Annotated in this window: 15 protein-coding genes; 8 read left to right on the plus strand and 7 right to left on the minus strand. The window is 68.9% G+C overall.

All coding sequences use genetic code 11. From position 1 onward, the window contains the following. Nucleotides 1–6 precede the first annotated feature (6 nt). Complete coding sequence (locus tag M8231_RS02550) at nt 7–558, plus strand: DUF1003 domain-containing protein (protein ID WP_249751292.1); 552 nt, start codon at nt 7–9, stop codon at nt 556–558. A 40-nt stretch (nt 559–598) separates the two neighbouring features. Here M8231_RS02550 and M8231_RS02555 read toward each other — a convergent pair whose 3' ends face one another. Then, complete coding sequence (locus M8231_RS02555; protein WP_249751291.1) at nt 599–1,174, minus strand: superoxide dismutase family protein; 576 nt, start codon at nt 1,172–1,174, stop codon at nt 599–601. A gap of 122 nt (nt 1,175–1,296) precedes the next feature. On the opposite strand from M8231_RS02555, the gene gyrA reads away from it, so the two are divergent. Then, nucleotides 1,297–4,065, plus strand: a complete 2,769-nt coding sequence (gene gyrA / locus M8231_RS02560; RefSeq protein ID WP_249751290.1) for a DNA gyrase subunit A — start codon at nt 1,297–1,299, stop codon at nt 4,063–4,065. 1 nt (nt 4,066) lies between these two features. Here the strand turns inward: gyrA and M8231_RS02565 are convergent, their stop codons facing one another. Continuing rightward, nucleotides 4,067–4,486, minus strand: coding sequence for a type II toxin-antitoxin system VapC family toxin (locus M8231_RS02565; protein ID WP_249751289.1), 420 nt, complete (start codon nt 4,484–4,486; stop codon nt 4,067–4,069). Beyond that, a complete protein-coding gene (locus tag M8231_RS02570; RefSeq protein WP_249751288.1) occupies nt 4,476–4,979 on the minus strand; it encodes a DUF7662 domain-containing protein in 504 nt (167 codons plus the stop codon). Before M8231_RS02570 ends, M8231_RS02565 begins: the two co-directional genes overlap by 11 nt. A gap of 47 nt (nt 4,980–5,026) precedes the next feature. Here M8231_RS02570 and M8231_RS02575 point away from each other — a divergent pair, with 47 nt between their 5' ends. The 4 genes from M8231_RS02575 to M8231_RS02590 all read left to right on the plus strand — a co-directional run bounded on the left by M8231_RS02575 (nt 5,027) and on the right by M8231_RS02590 (nt 8,164). Continuing rightward, nucleotides 5,027–5,836: an aminotransferase class IV gene (locus tag M8231_RS02575; protein WP_250202175.1), complete on the plus strand. Its 810-nt coding sequence runs from the start codon at nt 5,027–5,029 to the stop codon at nt 5,834–5,836. Between the two features lie 81 nt (nt 5,837–5,917). Further along, the gene (gene coaD / locus M8231_RS02580; RefSeq protein ID WP_249751285.1) at nt 5,918–6,406 is read left to right on the plus strand and encodes a pantetheine-phosphate adenylyltransferase; all 489 of its coding nucleotides are present in this window, start codon (nt 5,918–5,920) and stop codon (nt 6,404–6,406) included. Nucleotides 6,407–6,414: 8 nt separating this feature from the next. Beyond that, entirely contained in the window at nt 6,415–7,248 is an 834-nt protein-coding gene (locus tag M8231_RS02585) for a peptidylprolyl isomerase (protein ID WP_284150804.1), read from the plus strand. A gap of 19 nt (nt 7,249–7,267) precedes the next feature. Continuing rightward, a complete protein-coding gene (locus tag M8231_RS02590; protein ID WP_249751284.1) occupies nt 7,268–8,164 on the plus strand; it encodes a peptidylprolyl isomerase in 897 nt (298 codons plus the stop codon). On the opposite strand, the gene M8231_RS02595 is transcribed toward M8231_RS02590, so the two are convergent. Then, the gene (locus M8231_RS02595; RefSeq protein ID WP_249751283.1) at nt 8,133–9,242 is read right to left on the minus strand and encodes a Ppx/GppA phosphatase family protein; all 1,110 of its coding nucleotides are present in this window, start codon (nt 9,240–9,242) and stop codon (nt 8,133–8,135) included. The two genes, M8231_RS02590 and M8231_RS02595, sit on opposite strands and share 32 nt — an antisense overlap. 146 nt (nt 9,243–9,388) lie before the next feature. Between M8231_RS02595 and hspQ the strand changes: the two genes are divergently transcribed. Together hspQ and phhA are read left to right on the plus strand one after the other, a co-directional pair. Continuing rightward, nucleotides 9,389–9,697 carry a heat shock protein HspQ gene (gene hspQ, locus M8231_RS02600; protein ID WP_249751282.1) on the plus strand — a complete coding sequence of 103 codons (309 nt, stop codon included), beginning with the start codon at nt 9,389–9,391 and terminating at the stop codon, nt 9,695–9,697. A gap of 57 nt (nt 9,698–9,754) precedes the next feature. Beyond that, nucleotides 9,755–10,630 (plus strand): phenylalanine 4-monooxygenase, encoded by an 876-nt coding sequence (gene phhA, locus M8231_RS02605; protein ID WP_250202176.1) that lies wholly within the window; start codon nt 9,755–9,757, stop codon nt 10,628–10,630. 102 nt (nt 10,631–10,732) lie between these two features. Here the strand turns inward: phhA and katG are convergent, their stop codons facing one another. From katG to astD, 3 genes are all read right to left on the minus strand, one after another. Beyond that, on the minus strand, nt 10,733–12,961 hold the full coding sequence (gene katG, locus M8231_RS02610) for a catalase/peroxidase HPI (RefSeq protein WP_250202177.1): 2,229 nt from the start codon (nt 12,959–12,961) through the stop codon (nt 10,733–10,735). A gap of 126 nt (nt 12,962–13,087) precedes the next feature. After that, nucleotides 13,088–14,422, minus strand: coding sequence for an N-succinylarginine dihydrolase (astB, locus tag M8231_RS02615; RefSeq protein ID WP_250202178.1), 1,335 nt, complete (start codon nt 14,420–14,422; stop codon nt 13,088–13,090). Nucleotides 14,423–14,603: 181 nt separating this feature from the next. After that, the gene (astD, locus tag M8231_RS02620) at nt 14,604–16,022 is read right to left on the minus strand and encodes a succinylglutamate-semialdehyde dehydrogenase (RefSeq protein ID WP_249751280.1); all 1,419 of its coding nucleotides are present in this window, start codon (nt 16,020–16,022) and stop codon (nt 14,604–14,606) included. Nucleotides 16,023–16,050 lie beyond the last annotated feature (28 nt).

The following is a 16,050-nucleotide window of genomic DNA, read 5'->3' on the forward strand; positions in this document are numbered from 1 at the left end:
CTGGCCATGCGCAATTCCCTGGACGCCGACCGCCTGTCCCACCGCTGGTTCGGGCGCCCGCACGCCGAACTGGACGAGGAAGAACGGCAGGTGCTGGACCGGACCGCCGCCCGGCGCCCCATCACGCGCGACACCAACGAGGCCTTCGCCGGCAAGCTGTCGTTCGGCGACCGGATGGCGGACCGCGTGGCCAGCTTCGGCGGCTCCTGGACCTTCATCAGCGCTTTCGGCGTGTTCCTGGCTGTGTGGGCGGGGCTGAACCTGGCCTTGGGACGGGGGGCGTTCGATCCGTACCCCTTCATCTTCCTGAACCTGATGCTGTCGACGCTGGCGGCGATCCAGGCGCCCATCATCATGATGAGCCAGAACCGGCAGTCGGAGAAGGACCGGCTGGACGCGGCCAACGACTACCAGGTCAACCTCAAGGCCGAGATCGAGATCATGGCGCTGCACGAGAAGCTGGACGAACTGCGCGACCGCCAACTGGGCGCGATGATCCTGAAACAGCAGGAGCAGATCGACATGCTGACGCGGCTGCTGACGGAAAAGGGCCGCTGACGACGCCAGCGGCCCTTAGTCGCGCGAAGGAGGCGGGAGGTCAGCTTGCGCTGAGGGCCGCGCAGGCCACCCGGTCGCCTGCGCCGCCGATGGGCTGGGTGCTGTGGTCGTCGGCGTTGGCGTGAATGATGACGGCCGAGCCGTCCTGATCCCACAGCCATTGGCCGGGCCCCTCTGCTGAGATGCGGGCGCGGGTGGTGAACAGTTCGGCGTTCACCTTGCCGTCGGCGCCGGCGTAGATGTTGGGCAGGTCGCCGTCGTCCGGGCCGTTCGGGTTCAGCAGGCCGTGCGGGGCCTTGGGCTCGGCGTGATTGATGTGGGCGCCGGACGAGGTGAAGGGCGCCTCGCAGGTTCCCGTGGCGTGGATGTGGATGCCGTGCCAGCCGGGCGTCAGGCCCGACGCCTCGACCTTGATCAACAGGCCGGTCGCGCCCTGGCGCAGCTCGACGCGGCCGATCTGGGCGCCTTCGGCGTTGACCAGGACCGCCTGTCCGCCGGCGCCGACCGGCGCGCGGTTCATCGTCAGTTGCGCCTCTTCGACGGTCGAGGCGCAGGCGGCGACGAGGCCGAGCGGAGCCGCGATCAGCAGGGCGGCGGCGAGGGTCTTGGCGTGCATGCGGAAAGTCCTTTCAGAGACGGGCTTTCACGGCGGCGTCGCTTTGCCACCCGAGCCCCTGAATGCTAGAAACCGGAACAGCGGATCACGTTCCGATTCCGGCCGCATAAAGCCACGCTTCCTTGACCGACGACAGCTACGAAAACGCCGCAACCCCGATCAATGGCGGAGGCGGCGGCTCCGACATCTCAACGATCACGATCGAGGACGAACTGAAGCGTTCGTACCTCGACTACGCCATGAGCGTGATCGTCAGCCGCGCCCTGCCGGACGCGCGCGACGGCCTGAAGCCGGTGCATCGGCGCATCCTGTATTCGATGCACGACCTGAACATGACGCCTGAGCGCGCCTATTCGAAGTGCGCGCGCGTGGTGGGCGACGTGCTGGGCCGGTTCCACCCGCACGGCGACGCCTCGGTCTATATGGCGCTGGTGCGGATGGCGCAGCCGTTCTCGATGGGGCTGATGCTGGTCGACGGCCAGGGCAACTTCGGTTCGGTCGACGGCGATATGCCCGCCTCGATGCGTTACACCGAGTGCCGGATGGCGCCGGCGGCCGTGGCCCTGATGGCCGACATCGACAAGGACACGGTCGATTTCCAGCCGAACTACGACGAGAAGGAACTGGAGCCGGCGGTCCTGCCGTCGCGGATTCCGAACCTGCTGGTCAACGGCGCGGGCGGCATCGCTGTCGGCATGGCCACCAACATCCCGCCGCATAATCTGGGCGAGGTGATCGACGCGGCGGTGGTCCTGCTGGACGACCCGGACGTGTCGGACGAGGCGCTGCTGGACATCGTGCCGGGTCCGGACTTCCCGACCGGCGGCGAGATCATGGGCCGCACGGCGCCGCGCAACGCCCTGCGCGAGGGCCGCGGCTCGGTCATCGTGCGCGGCAAGGCCTCGATCGAGGAAATCCGCAAGGACCGCGAGGCGATCGTCGTCACCGAACTGCCCTATCAGGTCAACAAGCAGACCCTGATCGAGCGCATCGCCGAAATGGTGCGCGAGAAGCGCCTGGAAGGCATCGCCGACGTCCGCGACGAATCCGACCGTCACGGCATGCGGATCGTCATCGAGCTGAAGCGCGACGCCTCGGGCGACGTGATCCTGAACCAGCTGTGGCGCTACACCGCCATGCAGTCCTCGTTCGGCGTCAACATGCTGGCGCTGAACCACGGCCGCCCCGAGCAGATGGGCCTGCGCGCCCTGCTGGCGGCCTTCCTGGACTTCCGCGAGGAGGTGGTGGTCCGCCGCGTCAAGTTCGAGCTGAACAAGGCGCGCGACCGCGGCCACGTCCTGGTCGGTCTGGCCGTCGCCGTCGCCAACATCGACGAGGTGATCCACATCATCCGCTCGTCGGCCGATCCGACCGAGGCGCGCGAGCGGCTGCAGGCCAAGCCCTGGCCCGTGGGCGACATGATGGCCCTGGTCGAGCTGATCGCCGATCCGCGCACGGTCATCGTGGAAGGCGACAAGATCCGCCTGACCGACGAGCAGGCCCGCGCCATCCTGGCCCTGACCCTGTCGCGGCTGACGGGCCTGGGCCGCGACGACATCTTCGGCGAGGCGCATGGCCTGGCCGGGACCATCCAGGGCCATCTGACCATCCTGTCGGACCGCAAGAACGTCCTGGCCATCATCCGCGAGGACCTGCTGGCGGTGAAGGCGGACTTCGCCGTTCCGCGTCGCACCCTGATCGGGGAAGGCGACGGCGAGATGGAGGACGAGGACCTGATCCCGCGCGAGGACATGGTCGTCACCGTCACCCACGGCGGCTACGTCAAGCGCGTGGCCCTGAACGCCTATCGGACCCAGCATCGCGGCGGCAAGGGCCGCAGCGGCATGGCGATGAAGGACGAGGATGCGGTGGTCGGCGTGTTCAGCGCCTCGACCCACACGCCGGTGCTGTTCTTCGCCACCAACGGCAAGGCCTACAAGCTGAAGACCTGGCGCCTGCCGCTGGGCAATCCGCAGTCGCGCGGCAAGGCCTTCGTCAACCTGCTGCCGATCGAGCCGGGCGACAGCATCATGAACGTGCTGCCCCTGCCCGAGGACGAGGCGACCTGGGGCGACTACGACATCATGTTCGCCACCCGCTCGGGCGACGTGCGGCGCAACAAGCTCAGCGACTTCGCCACCGTCAACCGCGCCGGCAAGATCGCCATGAAGCTGGAAGGCGACGACCGGATGGTGGGCGTGGGCCTGTGCACGGCCGACGACGACGTCATGCTGACGACCGCCATGGGCCGGGCCATCCGCTTCAAGGCCGACGACGTGCGCGTGTTCAAGGGCCGCGACTCCACCGGCGTGCGGGGCATCCGCCTGCAGGACGGCGACCAGGTCATCTCCATGGCCGTGCTGGGCCGCGTCGACGCGACGCCGGAAGAGCGCGCCGCCTATGTCAAACACGCCAACGCCATGCGCCGCGCCGCCGGCGACGAGACCGACGACACGCCGGTCGAGGTCGATGAGGAGGCCGCTCAGGACCTGGGGGCCGAGGCCAGCCTGTCGGTCGAGCGCATCGCCGAACTGGGCGCGGCCGAACAGTTCATCCTGACGGTCACCGAAACCGGCTTCGGCAAGCGGTCCTCGGCCTATGAGTATCGCCGCACCGGCCGGGGCGGGCAGGGGCTGACGGCCCACGGGCTGGGCGGTCGCGCGGGCGCACGCCTGGCCGCGGCCTTCCCGGTGGAGGACACGGACGATCTGCTGCTGGTCACCTCCGGCGGCCAGATGATCCGCACCCGCATGGACCAGGTCCGCATCGTCGGCCGCTCCAGCCAGGGCGTCACCATCTTCCGCACCGCCGACGGCGAAAAGGTCGTCTCGGTCGAACGCCTGCCCGAAAGCGGGGGCGACGGCGCGGTCGATGAGGGTGAAGAGGGCTAAATTAACCTCTGGGGCGTCTCGCCAGACGCCCCAGACCCGCATCCCGCGTCCGAGCGATAAGCTTGTCGTCTAACGTAACCAACGGCGCCTTCTCGATTTCGGCCAAGGCTAGGTATGCGGCATCGTACGCGGAAAAGTGGTGATCGGCAGCCAAGCTAAAAGCTCGCATCGCCAAGCTGGCGCTTGATCGGGTGTTTGCAACAAAGTCGTCTATAGTGCGGACTGCTTCCGCTGAGACGGCCAAGCGCGTCTCACCTCGCCATACCTTTTTTGCAGCAATGCTGGCGATCTCGAGTCGGAGAATATCTGGCGCTATCAATATCGGCCCCTGCCGAAGATAGGCGCGCGCTTCTTCGGAGTGCGCTTCGTTAAAGAATGCGGCGGCGATCACCGAGGCGTCGACGACGGCGTCAACGGCCATCTCGATCCGCCCGAATGAGATCAACGCTCGACGTCTTTGAGATGGCAGTGTTCGCCGCGAACCAATCAAGCGTTGCCGCCCTTCGCTTTAATGCAGATTGGTTGATCAAGGTCACGGCTGCATCCTCGGGCGACACGCCCTTCTCTTCCGCAATATCCTCAAGCATCCTTTTGGCGGCGGAGTTCAGGCCCTTCAGGTGCAGTTCCGCCATGCCGTCGATTGGTCTAACGGCGGGAGGCGCCAGGCTCGCCAAAACGCTGGTAAAGGTCACGCGGTCATGGTTGACGTCGAGGCGTGCCTTTCTTTTCGCTCGCAGCCAAGCCAAGGCTTGGCTGTGGGTTTCCGTGTTGGCCCACCACTGGCGCTTGTGCACGCCATAAGCCGTCGGAGGAAGCTTTCGACCCAACAGCGCTTCTATCTCCTTATAGGTCATGACGACGGATATTTCCTCCCTCTCGGCGAGGTAGCTTTGAAGCGGCGCATACACGTTCATGAAAAGCTCCATTAAGATATATAAAGTTATATAAAGGTCTTGCTGCGGTGTCAAATGCTCGGGACATCCTGATCGACGGAGGTCCCGCCTCTCTCGACGATCTGGCCCATCAGGCCGTCGTAAACTACGGCGCCTACACATCCTTTCGCGTGGAGGGCGGGGGCGTGCGGGGGCTGGATCTGCATCTGGCGCGGCTGGAGGCTTCGGCGGTCGAACTGTTCGGCGAAAGCCCCGGAGAGGCGGCGCTGCGGCGCCATATGACGTCGGCGGTCGGCGATCGGACCGACGGCTGGCTGCGCGTCAGCCTGTTCTCGCCCGAGATCGGTCATCGCGCGCCGACCTTCGTCGGCCCGCCGCGGGTGATGACGCGCTTCTCGCCGCCTCCGCCGCCGCTGGCCGACCGCGTGCGGGTTACGGCCGTGGTCCATGTGCGCGAGGCGCCGCACCTGAAACACCTTGCGACCTTCGGCCTGGTGCGCGCGCGAAGGGCGGCCCGGACGGCCGGGTTCGACGATGCGCTGTTCACCGATGCGGACGGATGGATTTCCGAGGGAACGCTGTGGAACGTCGGCTTCCTGGCGGGGGGAAGGATCGTCTGGCCCCAGGGGCCCATGCTGGCCGGCGTGACCCAGGCGCTGATCGGCCGCGGCCTGGCCCAGGCCGGGCTGGGCGCCGAGACGCGGCCCGTGCACAGGGACGACCTGCCCGGCTTCGACGGCGCCTTCCTTTGCAACAGCGCCACGCCCGCCTGCACGATCACGGCCGTCGACGACGTGACCTTCGCCGGCGATCCCGACGCCCTGCAAAAGATCGTCCGGGCCTGGTCGATGCAGCCGCTGCAACCGCTCGGTCGATGACGATGGCGTCAGGCGGCTAGGCCGCTGATTTCGCACCTGCTAAACGACCCCCACAAGCAGGCGACAGTGGGGAGACACGCCATGCGCATCGGGCTTTATCCGGGCACCTTCGACCCGGTGACCAACGGCCATACCGACATCATCAAGCGCGCGCTGAAGCTTGTCGACCGCGTCGTGATCGGCGTGGCGCAGAACGACGACAAGGGCCCGCTGTTCACGACCGACGAACGGGTCGAGATGGTGCGGGCCGAGGTGGCGGGGCTGGGCGGCGACATCGTCGTGCGGCCCTTTTCGACCCTGCTGATGCATTTCGCCGAGGCGGTGGAGGCCAGCGTCATCATCCGGGGTTTGCGCGCGGTGGCGGACTTCGAATACGAGTTCCAGATGACGGCCATGAACCAGCGCCTCAATCAGGACATCGAGACGGTATTCCTGATGGCCGATCCGCGGCATCAGGCCATCGCCTCGCGGCTGGTCAAGGAAATCGCCCGTCTGGACGGGAATATCGACAGCTTCGTCAGCGCCAACGTCGCCGAACAGGTGCGGGCGAAGGTCAAGATCAAGGGATGATCTCGCGTATGGGATTCAAGCTTCTGGCCGCGATGGCGGTTGTTCTGGCCGGCGCCCTTCCGGCGCTGGCGCCGCCGCCGGCGGTCGCCCAGGCCGCGTCCGAATGGCGCACGGTGGCGCCGGAGAACCTGCTGGTCATCGACACCGCCAAGGGCCGCGTGCTGGTGGAGCTGTCGCCCGTGGCCGCGCCAAACCATGTCGAACGCATCCGCACCCTGGCCGACCAGGGCTTTTACGACGGCCTGAAGTTCCATCGCGTCATCCCCAATTTCATGGCCCAGACCGGCGATCCGCAAGGCACGGGGCAGGGCGGCAGCGAACTGCCGGATCTGAAGGCCGAGTTCACCTTCCGACGCGGGGCGGATGCGGGCTTCGCGGCCGTGCCCACGACCGGCGGGACCGTGACGGGTCTGATGGGAACCCTGCCGATCCAGACCCAGCCCGACGCCCAGATGATGGTCACGGCGGACTTCAAGGTGACCGCCGGGGGGCTGTTCTGCACCGGCGTGCTGGGCATGGCGCGCGCGGGCTCGCCCGACAGCGCCAACAGCCAGTTCTTCCTGATGACCGGAGAGCGCGACATCCTGAACGGCCAATACACCGCCTTCGGCCGCGTCCTGTCCGGCCAGGAGGCGCTGCGCGCGCTGAAGGCCGGCTCCGAGGCCGACGACGGCAAGGTGACCGACCCCGACGTCATGACGCGGGTGCGCATGGCCTCGGCGATGCCGGAGGGCGAGCGGCCGACCGTGCGGGTCCAGACGGCGGCCGCGGCGATCGCCCAGGCCGGCAACACGACCAATGTCTGCAGCATCCAGCCGACCGTGGAGGTCCGAGGCGGCTGATCCGCGCGAAGGGGGAAAGATGAAGGCTCTGAAGAGGCTGGCGGCGGCGCTGACGCCGGCTCTGGCGGCGGTGACCGCAGGCGCGACGCCGACGCTGGCCCAGGAAGCGGCTCCGCCTGCGCCCCCGCCCGCGGAATGGCGCGCCGTGGCGCCGGAGAACCTGCTGGTCATCGACACCAGCCGCGGCCGGGTGCTGGTCGAGATGGCGCCGGAGATCGCGCCCGGCCACGTCGAGCGCATCCGCCTGCTGGCCTCGCGCGGCTTCTACGACAACCTGGCCTGGCACCGGGTCATCGACTGGTTCATGGCCCAGACCGGCGATCCCCTGGGCACCGGCGACGGCCAGAGCTGGTATCCCGACCTGAAGGCGGAGTTCACCTTCCGCCGCGGCCCGGACATGGCGTTCACGCCGGTGTCGGCGCCGGCGGGCTCCCTGCGCGGCTTTATCGGATCGGTTCCGGTCGAGACCCAGCCCGACGCCCTGATGGCCGGCACGCCCGACCACAAGGTTCACGGCTGGGGCGTCTATTGCCCCGGCGTGGCCGGCATGGCCCGCGACGAGGGCGCCGACACGGCCAACAGCCAGTTCTTCCTGATGCGCCAGCCGTATCCGTCGCTGGACAAGCGCTACACCGTCTGGGGGCGGGTGGTGTCGGGCCTGGAGGTGGTCCGGTCGCTGAAGGCCGGCGGCACGCCCGACGGCATCGTGCCCGATCCGGACCGGATGACGCGGGTGCGCGTCGCGTCCGACCTGCCGCAGGGCGAACGCCCGTCCGTCACGGTCCTCAACACCGCCTCGCCGACGTTCCAGACGTTGGCGCAGCGCGCGCGTCAGGCGCGCGGTGCGGACTTTTCCATCTGCGACATCGACCTGCCCGTTCAGGTCACGCCGGCGTCGACGGCGCCGAGCCCCTAGAGCGTCCCCGTCGGCGGCGGCGACGCCCCGCCGGCTTCCTGGCCTCGCGCATCATCTGCAGCAGCAGGCCCTCGCGCAGGCCGCGGTCGGCGACGCGAACCCGTTCCGACGGCCAAGCGCGCTGGACCGCCTCCAGGATGGCCGCGCCCGCCAGCACCAGGTCGGCGCGGTCGGGTCCGATGCAGGCCTCGCGCGCCCGGCCCGAAGGCCCCAGCGCCTTCAGATGGTCCGCCGCCGCCTCGCAGTCGGCGCGGGTCATCCACAGGCCGTCGACCCGATCGCGGTTGTAGCGCGGCAGTTTCAGGTGGATGCCCGCCAGGCTGGTGATCGCGCCCGAGGTGCCGACCAGATGGCCCCGGTCCTGGGCGAAGAGGTCCCGCAGCTCGTCCTGGCGGACGCCGCCGGCGGCGATGGCGGCGCCCATGTCGGCGACCATGGCCTCGTACCACGCCTCGCCCGAGTTCGGCGGTTCCGGGTGACGTTCGGCCAGGGTGACCACCCCCAGCGGGGCGGACATCCAGGCGACGGTGTCGTAGCGTTCGCCGCTCTTGCGCAGCCAGGACATCTCGGTCGACCCGCCGCCGACGTCGATGACCAGGGCGGCCTGCGCCGCCGGATCGATCAGGTTGACGCAGCCCTCGACCGACAGGCGGGCCTCTTCGGACGGATCGATGATCCGCAGGTTCAGGCCGGCGCCCTGGCGCACCCGCTCCACGAAGGCCGGGCCGTTCTCGGCGGCGCGGCAGGCCTGGGTCGCGACGGCGCTGAGACGCGCGGCCGGCACCCCCCGGCGCGCCAGCCGCTCGGCGCACAGGGCCAGCGCCTCATAGGCCCGGTCCATGGCGCGTTCGTCCAGCCGCCCCGTTCGCGACAGCCCTTCGCCCAGCCGGACGATGCGGCTGAAACTGTCCACCACCCGAAAGCCGTCGCGCGTCGGGCGCGCGATCAACAGGCGGCAATTGTTGGTCCCCAGATCGAGCGCGCCGTACAGCGGCGCGTCCCGACCCGACGCATCCCGTCCCCGGGAAGGCTGGGACCGCTCGTCGCGCCGTTTGGGCGCGCCGCGGGTCTCCGGCATGGGCCGTATCCAATGTGGGCGGTCCGATGCGGCGCCCGTCCCGCGCAACCTAGCGCGCCGGAATCGTCCGCGCCAAGCCATTCTGTCAGGAAGATGAACGACGCTGTGGGCGTCCGCTTCAGCCGCGGGCGCGTAACAGAAGGGCCATGTCCCTTGTTCACACCGCCCGTTTCAGCATCGGCCAGATCGTTCGTCACCGCGACGACGCCTTTCGCGGCGTGGTGATGGACGTGGATCCGGCCTACGACGGACCCGCCTCGGAGACCGGCGGGATATCGCCCGCCCAGCCCTTCTATCGGGTGTTCGCCACCGGCGAGGACGGCGGCTTTATCGCCTACGCCGCCGAGGACGTGCTGGAGGGCGACGACGCGCGCCTGGCGCCCGCGGACGAAAGGCGCTGGTTCACCATCGACGCCCACGGCCACCATGCGCCGCTGGACATGCGGCTTCACTGACGGTTGGAACCGCCGGTCGGTCGGGCCTATATGCGGACAAAAGAGGAAACGCTCTCCATGTCCGATTTCGAGCACGTCTTCGAAAAGCCGCCGGAAGGCGCCGCCGCCGACTGGACCATTCCGCAGAACTGGTCCGCCTATACCGAGGTCGAACATCAGACCTGGGACACGCTGTACGCCCGCCAGATGAAGATCCTGCCCGGACGCGCGTGCGAGGCCTTTCTGAACGGACTCAAGGCGCTGGACCTGAACGCCGGCGGGATTCCCGATTTCGACGTCATCAATCCCAAGCTCCAGGCCCTGACCGGGTGGACGGTGGTGTGCGTACCCGGCCTGGTGCCCGACGAGGTCTTCTTCGACCACCTGGCCAACCGTCGCTTTGTCTCGGGCCAGTTCATCAGGAAGCCGGACCAGCTGGACTATCTGCAGGAGCCGGACATCTTCCACGACGTCTTCGGCCATGTGCCCATGCTGACCGACCCCGACTTCGCCGCCTATATGGAGGCCTACGGCAAGGGGGGGCAGCGGGCGGCGTCGATGGGGATGCTGCCGAACCTGGCGCGGCTTTATTGGTATACGGTCGAGTTCGGCCTGATGAAGGAGGCCGGAGCCCTGCGCATCTACGGCGCCGGCATCGTGTCCTCGGCGACCGAAAGCGTCTTCGCCCTGGACGACCCGTCGCCGAACCGCATCGGCTTCGACCTGGAGCGGGTGATGCGCACCCTGTACCGGATCGACGATTTCCAGCAGGTCTATTTCGTCATCGACGGCCTGGAAGCCCTGAAGAACGAGACGCTGAAGGATTTCGGGCCGGTCTATGAGCGGCTGAAGGGGCAGGACGACATCGCCATCGACGCCGTCCTGCCGACGGATCAGGTCCATACGCGCGGGACCCAGGCCTACGCCGCCAAGGGCGGGCGCTTCGCCGCCTGAATCCTCGACGACAGCAGGCGCGGCTGTGGTCGCCGCGCCTGAATCCTTGACGACAGCGGGCGCGGCGATGTCGCCGCGCCCATCGTTCTTGGCGTCAGGCCGTCACTTCAGCAGGTCGAAGCGGTCCAGGTTCATCACCTTGGTCCAGGCGCGGGCGAAGTCGCGCACGAACTTCTTCTGCGCGTCGGCCGCCGCATAGGCCTCGGCGATGGCGCGCAGCTGGGAGTTGGAGCCGAAGATCAGGTCGGCGCGCGTGCCGGTCCACTTCAGCTCGCCCGAGACCCGGTCGTGGCCCTCGAACACCGTCTCGGTTTCGTCCCTGGCCTTCCAGACGGTGTGCATCTCCAGCAGGTTGACGAAGAAGTCGTTGGTCAGCACGCCCGGCCGGTCGGTGAAGACGCCCAGGGTCGTCCGCCCGTGGGTGGCTCCCAGCGCGCGCAGGCCGCCGACCAGCACCGTCATCTCGGGCGCCGTCAGGGTCAGCAACTGGGCGCGGTCGACCAGCAGCTCCTCCTGGGTCAGGCGGAAGCGGCGGCCGTGATAGTTGCGGAAGCCGTCGTCCAGCGGCTCCAGCACGGCGAAGCTTTCGACGTCGGTGTCCGCCTGGGCGGCGTCGGTGCGGCCGGGGGTGAAGACGACCTCGACCGGATGGCCGGCGTCGATGGCGGCCTTCTCGACCGCCGCCGTGCCGCCCAGCACGATCAGGTCGGCCAGGGACACCGCCTTGCCCCCGTTTGCGCGGGCGTTGAAGGCGGACTGCACGCCTTCCAGCGCCTTCAGCACCCTGGCCAGGGTCTCGGGCTCGTTGGCGGCCCAATCCTTCTGAGGCGACAGGCGGATGCGAGCGCCGTTGGCGCCGCCGCGCTTGTCCGAGCCCCGGAAGGTGGAGGCGGAGGCCCAGGCGACGCTGACCAGATCCGCCACCGACAGGCCGGTCGCCAGGATGTCGGTCTTCAGCGCATCGATGTCGCCGGCGTCGATCAGGGCGTGATCCGCCGCCGGGATCGGGTCCTGCCACAGCAGCACCTCGGCCGGCGCCTCTTCGCCCAGGTAGCGGCTGACCGGCCCCATGTCGCGGTGGGTCAGCTTGAACCAGGCGCGGGCGAAGGCGTCGGCGAACTCGGCGGGGTTCTGGTGGAAGCGACGCGAGATCTTCTCGTAGATCGGGTCGACCCTCAGCGCCATGTCCGCCGTCGTCATCATCGGCGGATTGCGCTTGGCGGCGTCATGGGCGTCGGGAACCAGGGTCTGGGCCTCGGGCTCCTTGGGCTGCCACTGGTGCGCGCCGGCGGGGCTCTTGACCAGTTCCCACTCGTGGCCGAACAGGGTGTCGAAATAGCTCATGTCCCACTGGGTGGGGGTAGGGGTCCAGGCGCCCTCGATGCCAGAGGTGATGGTGTGTCCGCCCATGCCCGTGCCGTGGGTCGAGTGCCAGCCCAACCCTTGCGCGGCGATATCGGCGCCCTCGGGCTCGGCCCCGATCAGGCGTGCGTCGCCGGCCCCGTGGCATTTGCCGAAGGTGTGGCCGCCCGCGACCAGGGCCACCGTCTCCTCGTCGTTCATGGCCATGCGGCCGAAGGTGTCGCGGATGTCGCGGCCCGAGGCGGCCGGGTCGGGATTGCCGTCCGGTCCTTCGGGATTGACGTAGATCAGGCCCATCTGGACCGCCGCCAGCGGGTTTTCCAGGTCGCGCTCGCCGGAATAGCGGCTGGAGGCGTGCTTGCTGTCGGCCAGCCAGACGTCCTCGGACCCCCAATAGACGTCCTCTTCCGGCTCCCACACGTCCTCGCGCCCGCCGGCGAAGCCGAAGGTCTTGAAGCCCATCGACTCCAGGGCGACGTTGCCGGTCAGGATCATCAGGTCGGCCCAGGAGATGCGGTTGCCGTACTTCTGCTTGATCGGCCACAGCAGGCGGCGCGCCTTGTCCAGGTTGGTGTTGTCCGGCCAGCTGTTCAGCGGCGCGAACCGCTGGGTGCCCGACGAGGAACCGCCGCGCCCGTCGGCGGTGCGATAGGTGCCGGCGCTGTGCCAGGCCATGCGGATGAAGAAGGGGCCGTAATGGCCCCAGTCGGCCGGCCACCACGGCTGGCTGTCGGTCATCAGGGCGGTCAGGTCGGCCTTGATCGCCTTCAGGTCCAGCTTGCGGAACTCGTCGCGGTAATCGAAGTCGGGCCCCATCGGATTGGCGGGGTCGACGTTCTGGTGCAGAACCTTGACGTTCAGGGCGTTGGGCCACCAGTCGCGATTGGTGCGGCCGCGCGATACGGGGGGCTTGGCGCCCGCGCCCGTCACTGGGCAACCGCCGGCAGGTTTCTCGTCGCTTCCGTCCATTTCGCTCTCCCAAGGGCTCCGGCGCGCGGAAAGACCCCGACGCCTGTAGGGAGGAACGGTATCAAAGGCCGGTCGATAGTCTAAACGTTATATTCTTTTCGTTGGCATAGGCTAAGCTTATGAGGTCTAGGCGCGCTGGAACGGGTAGAAGCCTCCGCCCAGCCCCAGGATCTGCGTCAGTTCGTCCAGCGCGCCCCGGCTTTCGACCAGCAGCTGCGGGTCCGCCAGGTGGGCGGGGGCCAGCCGGTCGCGGTACCAGGTCGCGCCCCAGACGCTGAGCGCGCCGTGCAGTTCTTCCGTCAGCCGCATTCCGGGATTGGTCGCCGCCAGTTCGGCCTCGGTGAGGACGACGCGCAGGCGCAGGCAGGCGGGGCCGCCGCCGTTCCGCATCGACTGTCGCACATCGACGTATTCGACCCGGCCGATGGGGCCGTTGGAAGCGGCCAGGCCCTGGGCGACCGCATGGCTGCGGGCGTTGTCGCGGGTCTCGGTCGGGCAGATCAGGGTCAGGCGATCCTCGCCCGGAACCTGGATCAGCATCGAGTTGAAGAGATAGGAACCGATCGCGTCGGCCAGCGGCAGGTCGGCGGAGGAGACCTCGACGAAGACCGGCTCGAACCCCTCGGCGGCGCAGCGGATGGCGTCCTGGGTCGCGGCCGTGTCCTGGAACGCCAGGTCGTGGAAGAACAGGGTGTCCAGGGCGCCGACGCAGACCACGTCGTTGTGGAAGGTCCCGCCGTCGATGGCGGCGCGCGACTGCTGGGCCAGGACGACGCCGGACGCGCCGTGACGGCGGGCGACGGCTTCGCAGGCCTCGCGGGTCTGGCGGGCGGGAAAGCGGCCGTCCCACGGCTCATAGGCCTCGCGGCCCCAGACCAGCAGGTTGACGCCCGGCGCCCCATGCTCGGCGCACAGGCGGACGTGGTTGGCGGCGCCCTCGTCGGCCAGATGGGCGACGGACGGCAGGGCGTCGTGGACGGCGAACCGGTCGGCGTTGGGGAACAGGGCGTCCAGCGCCCGCTTGGTCTGCTGATGCTCCAGCGACCGATGCAGGTTGGTGACCAGGTTGGCGGGGGTGAAGTGGACCCGGCCGTCGGCGGCGTCGGCGCTGGGCGTCACCGTCGCGGCGTTGGCGGCCCACATGGGGGAGGCCGAACAGGCGGCGGCGGCGAAGCTGGGCGCGGCTTTCCAGGCGCGCTCCAGCACCTGGGCGTCGGAGCCCCAAAAGCCCAGCGAGCGCAGGAAGGGGATGTTCGGCCGCTCGTGCGGCGGCAGGACGAACTGGGGCAGGCCCAGGTCCGCCAGCGCCTTCATCTTGTCGAGCCCCTGAAGCACCGCCGCGCGCGGATTCGACGCCTCGCCCTTGTTCAGGCTGGAGGCGAGGTTGCCCGGCGACAGGCCGGCGTAGGAGTGCGTCGGCCCGATCAGGCCGTCGGCGTTGGCTTCGACGGCGGGGGTCACCAAAATTCTCCCTCCCCTTTATGGGGAGGGTGGCTGAGCGAAGCGAAGCCGGGTGGGGAAGGCCAGGCGATACTCCGCAGGTCCGTTTCGTATCCAGCAGCGCGGCCTTGCCAGGCCGCCCCCACCCCGTCGCTGCGCGACGACCCTCCCCATAAAGGGGAGGGAGAAATCGAGAGCGCCTTCACGCCCTCAGCCCCTTGATCTCGCCCTCGATGTTGGCGACCGTGTCGGCCTCGAAGCTCGCCACCGGATAGGCGCAGTAGTCGGCGGCGTAATAGGCGCTGGGGCGGTGGTTGCCGCTGGCGCCCAGGCCGCCGAAGGGCATGTCGCCGGCGGCGCCCGTGGTCGGGCGGTTGAAGTTGACCACGCCGGCGCGGATGCGGCGGATGAAACGGTCCCAGTTCTTCGGATCGTCGCTGACCAGACCGGCCGATAGCCCATAGCGGGTGGCGTTGGCGGCCTGGATCGCCGCGTCGAAGGTCGGGACGCGGATGACCTGCAGGAAGGGGGCGAACATCTCCTCGTCCAGCACGTTCAGGCCGGTCACGTCGATGATGGCGGGTCGGACGAAGGCGCCGGGCAGGTTGTCGACCGGCCCCGAGGCGCGGATTACCTTGGCGCCCAGGTCGATGCGCTGCTGCAGCGCCTGAAGTGCGGCCTGCGCCGCCTTCTCCGAGATCAGCGGCCCGGCGTAGGGCTCGGGATCGCTGTCCCAAGGGCCAAAGGTCAGGCGGTCGGACAGGGCGGCGACAGCCTCGACGACGGCGTCGCCTTGTGCGCCCTCCGGCACGATCAGGCGGCGCGCGCACGAGCAGCGCTGGCCGGTGGTGATGAAGGCGGACTGGACGACGACGCCGGCGACCGCTTCGGCGTCCTGCGCGTCCCAGACGACCAGCGGATTGTTGCCGCCCAACTCCAGCGCCAGGATGACGTGCGGGTCGTCGGCGAACTTCCTGCGGAAATAAGCGCCCGCCGCGCCCGAGCCGGTGAACATCAGGGCGTCGATGCCGGCGTCCAGCAGGGCCGCGCCGGTTTCGCGCGCGCCCTGGACGACATTGACGACGCCGTGGGGCAGGTCGGCGGCGGCGAAGGCTTCGGCCATGACCTGCCCGACCAGGGGCGTCTCTTCCGACGGCTTGAAGACGACCGTGTCGCCCGCCAGCAGGGCCGGGACGATATGGCCGTTGGGCAGGTGGCCGGGGAAGTTGAACGGGCCCAGCACCGCCGCCACGCCGTGCGGTCGGTGACGCAGGGTCGCGCGGCCGAAGGCGGTGTCGTTGCTGCGTTCACCGGTGCGCTCGTCATAGGCGCGGATGGAGATGTCGACCTTGCCGATCATGGCGGCGGCTTCGGTCCTGGTCTCCCACAGCGGTTTGCCGGTCTCGCGGCTGATGGCCTCGGCGATCTGGGGCGCGCGATCCTTCAGCACGGCCTGATAGCGCTTCACCGCGTCGATCCGGTCCTGGCGCGGACGGTCGGCCCAGTCGGGGAAGGCGGCGCGGGCGGCGTCCACGGCGGCCTGGACCTGGGCCGGGCTGGCGGCCTGGCCCTGCCAGTTGACGGCGCCGGTGGCGGGATCGGTGGAGGTGAAGCTGGTCATGTGAGTTTTTTCCGTTCCGCCGAAGGCG

Source organism: Brevundimonas albigilva, from assembly GCF_023573565.1.
Lineage (GTDB): Bacteria > Pseudomonadota > Alphaproteobacteria > Caulobacterales > Caulobacteraceae > Brevundimonas > Brevundimonas albigilva.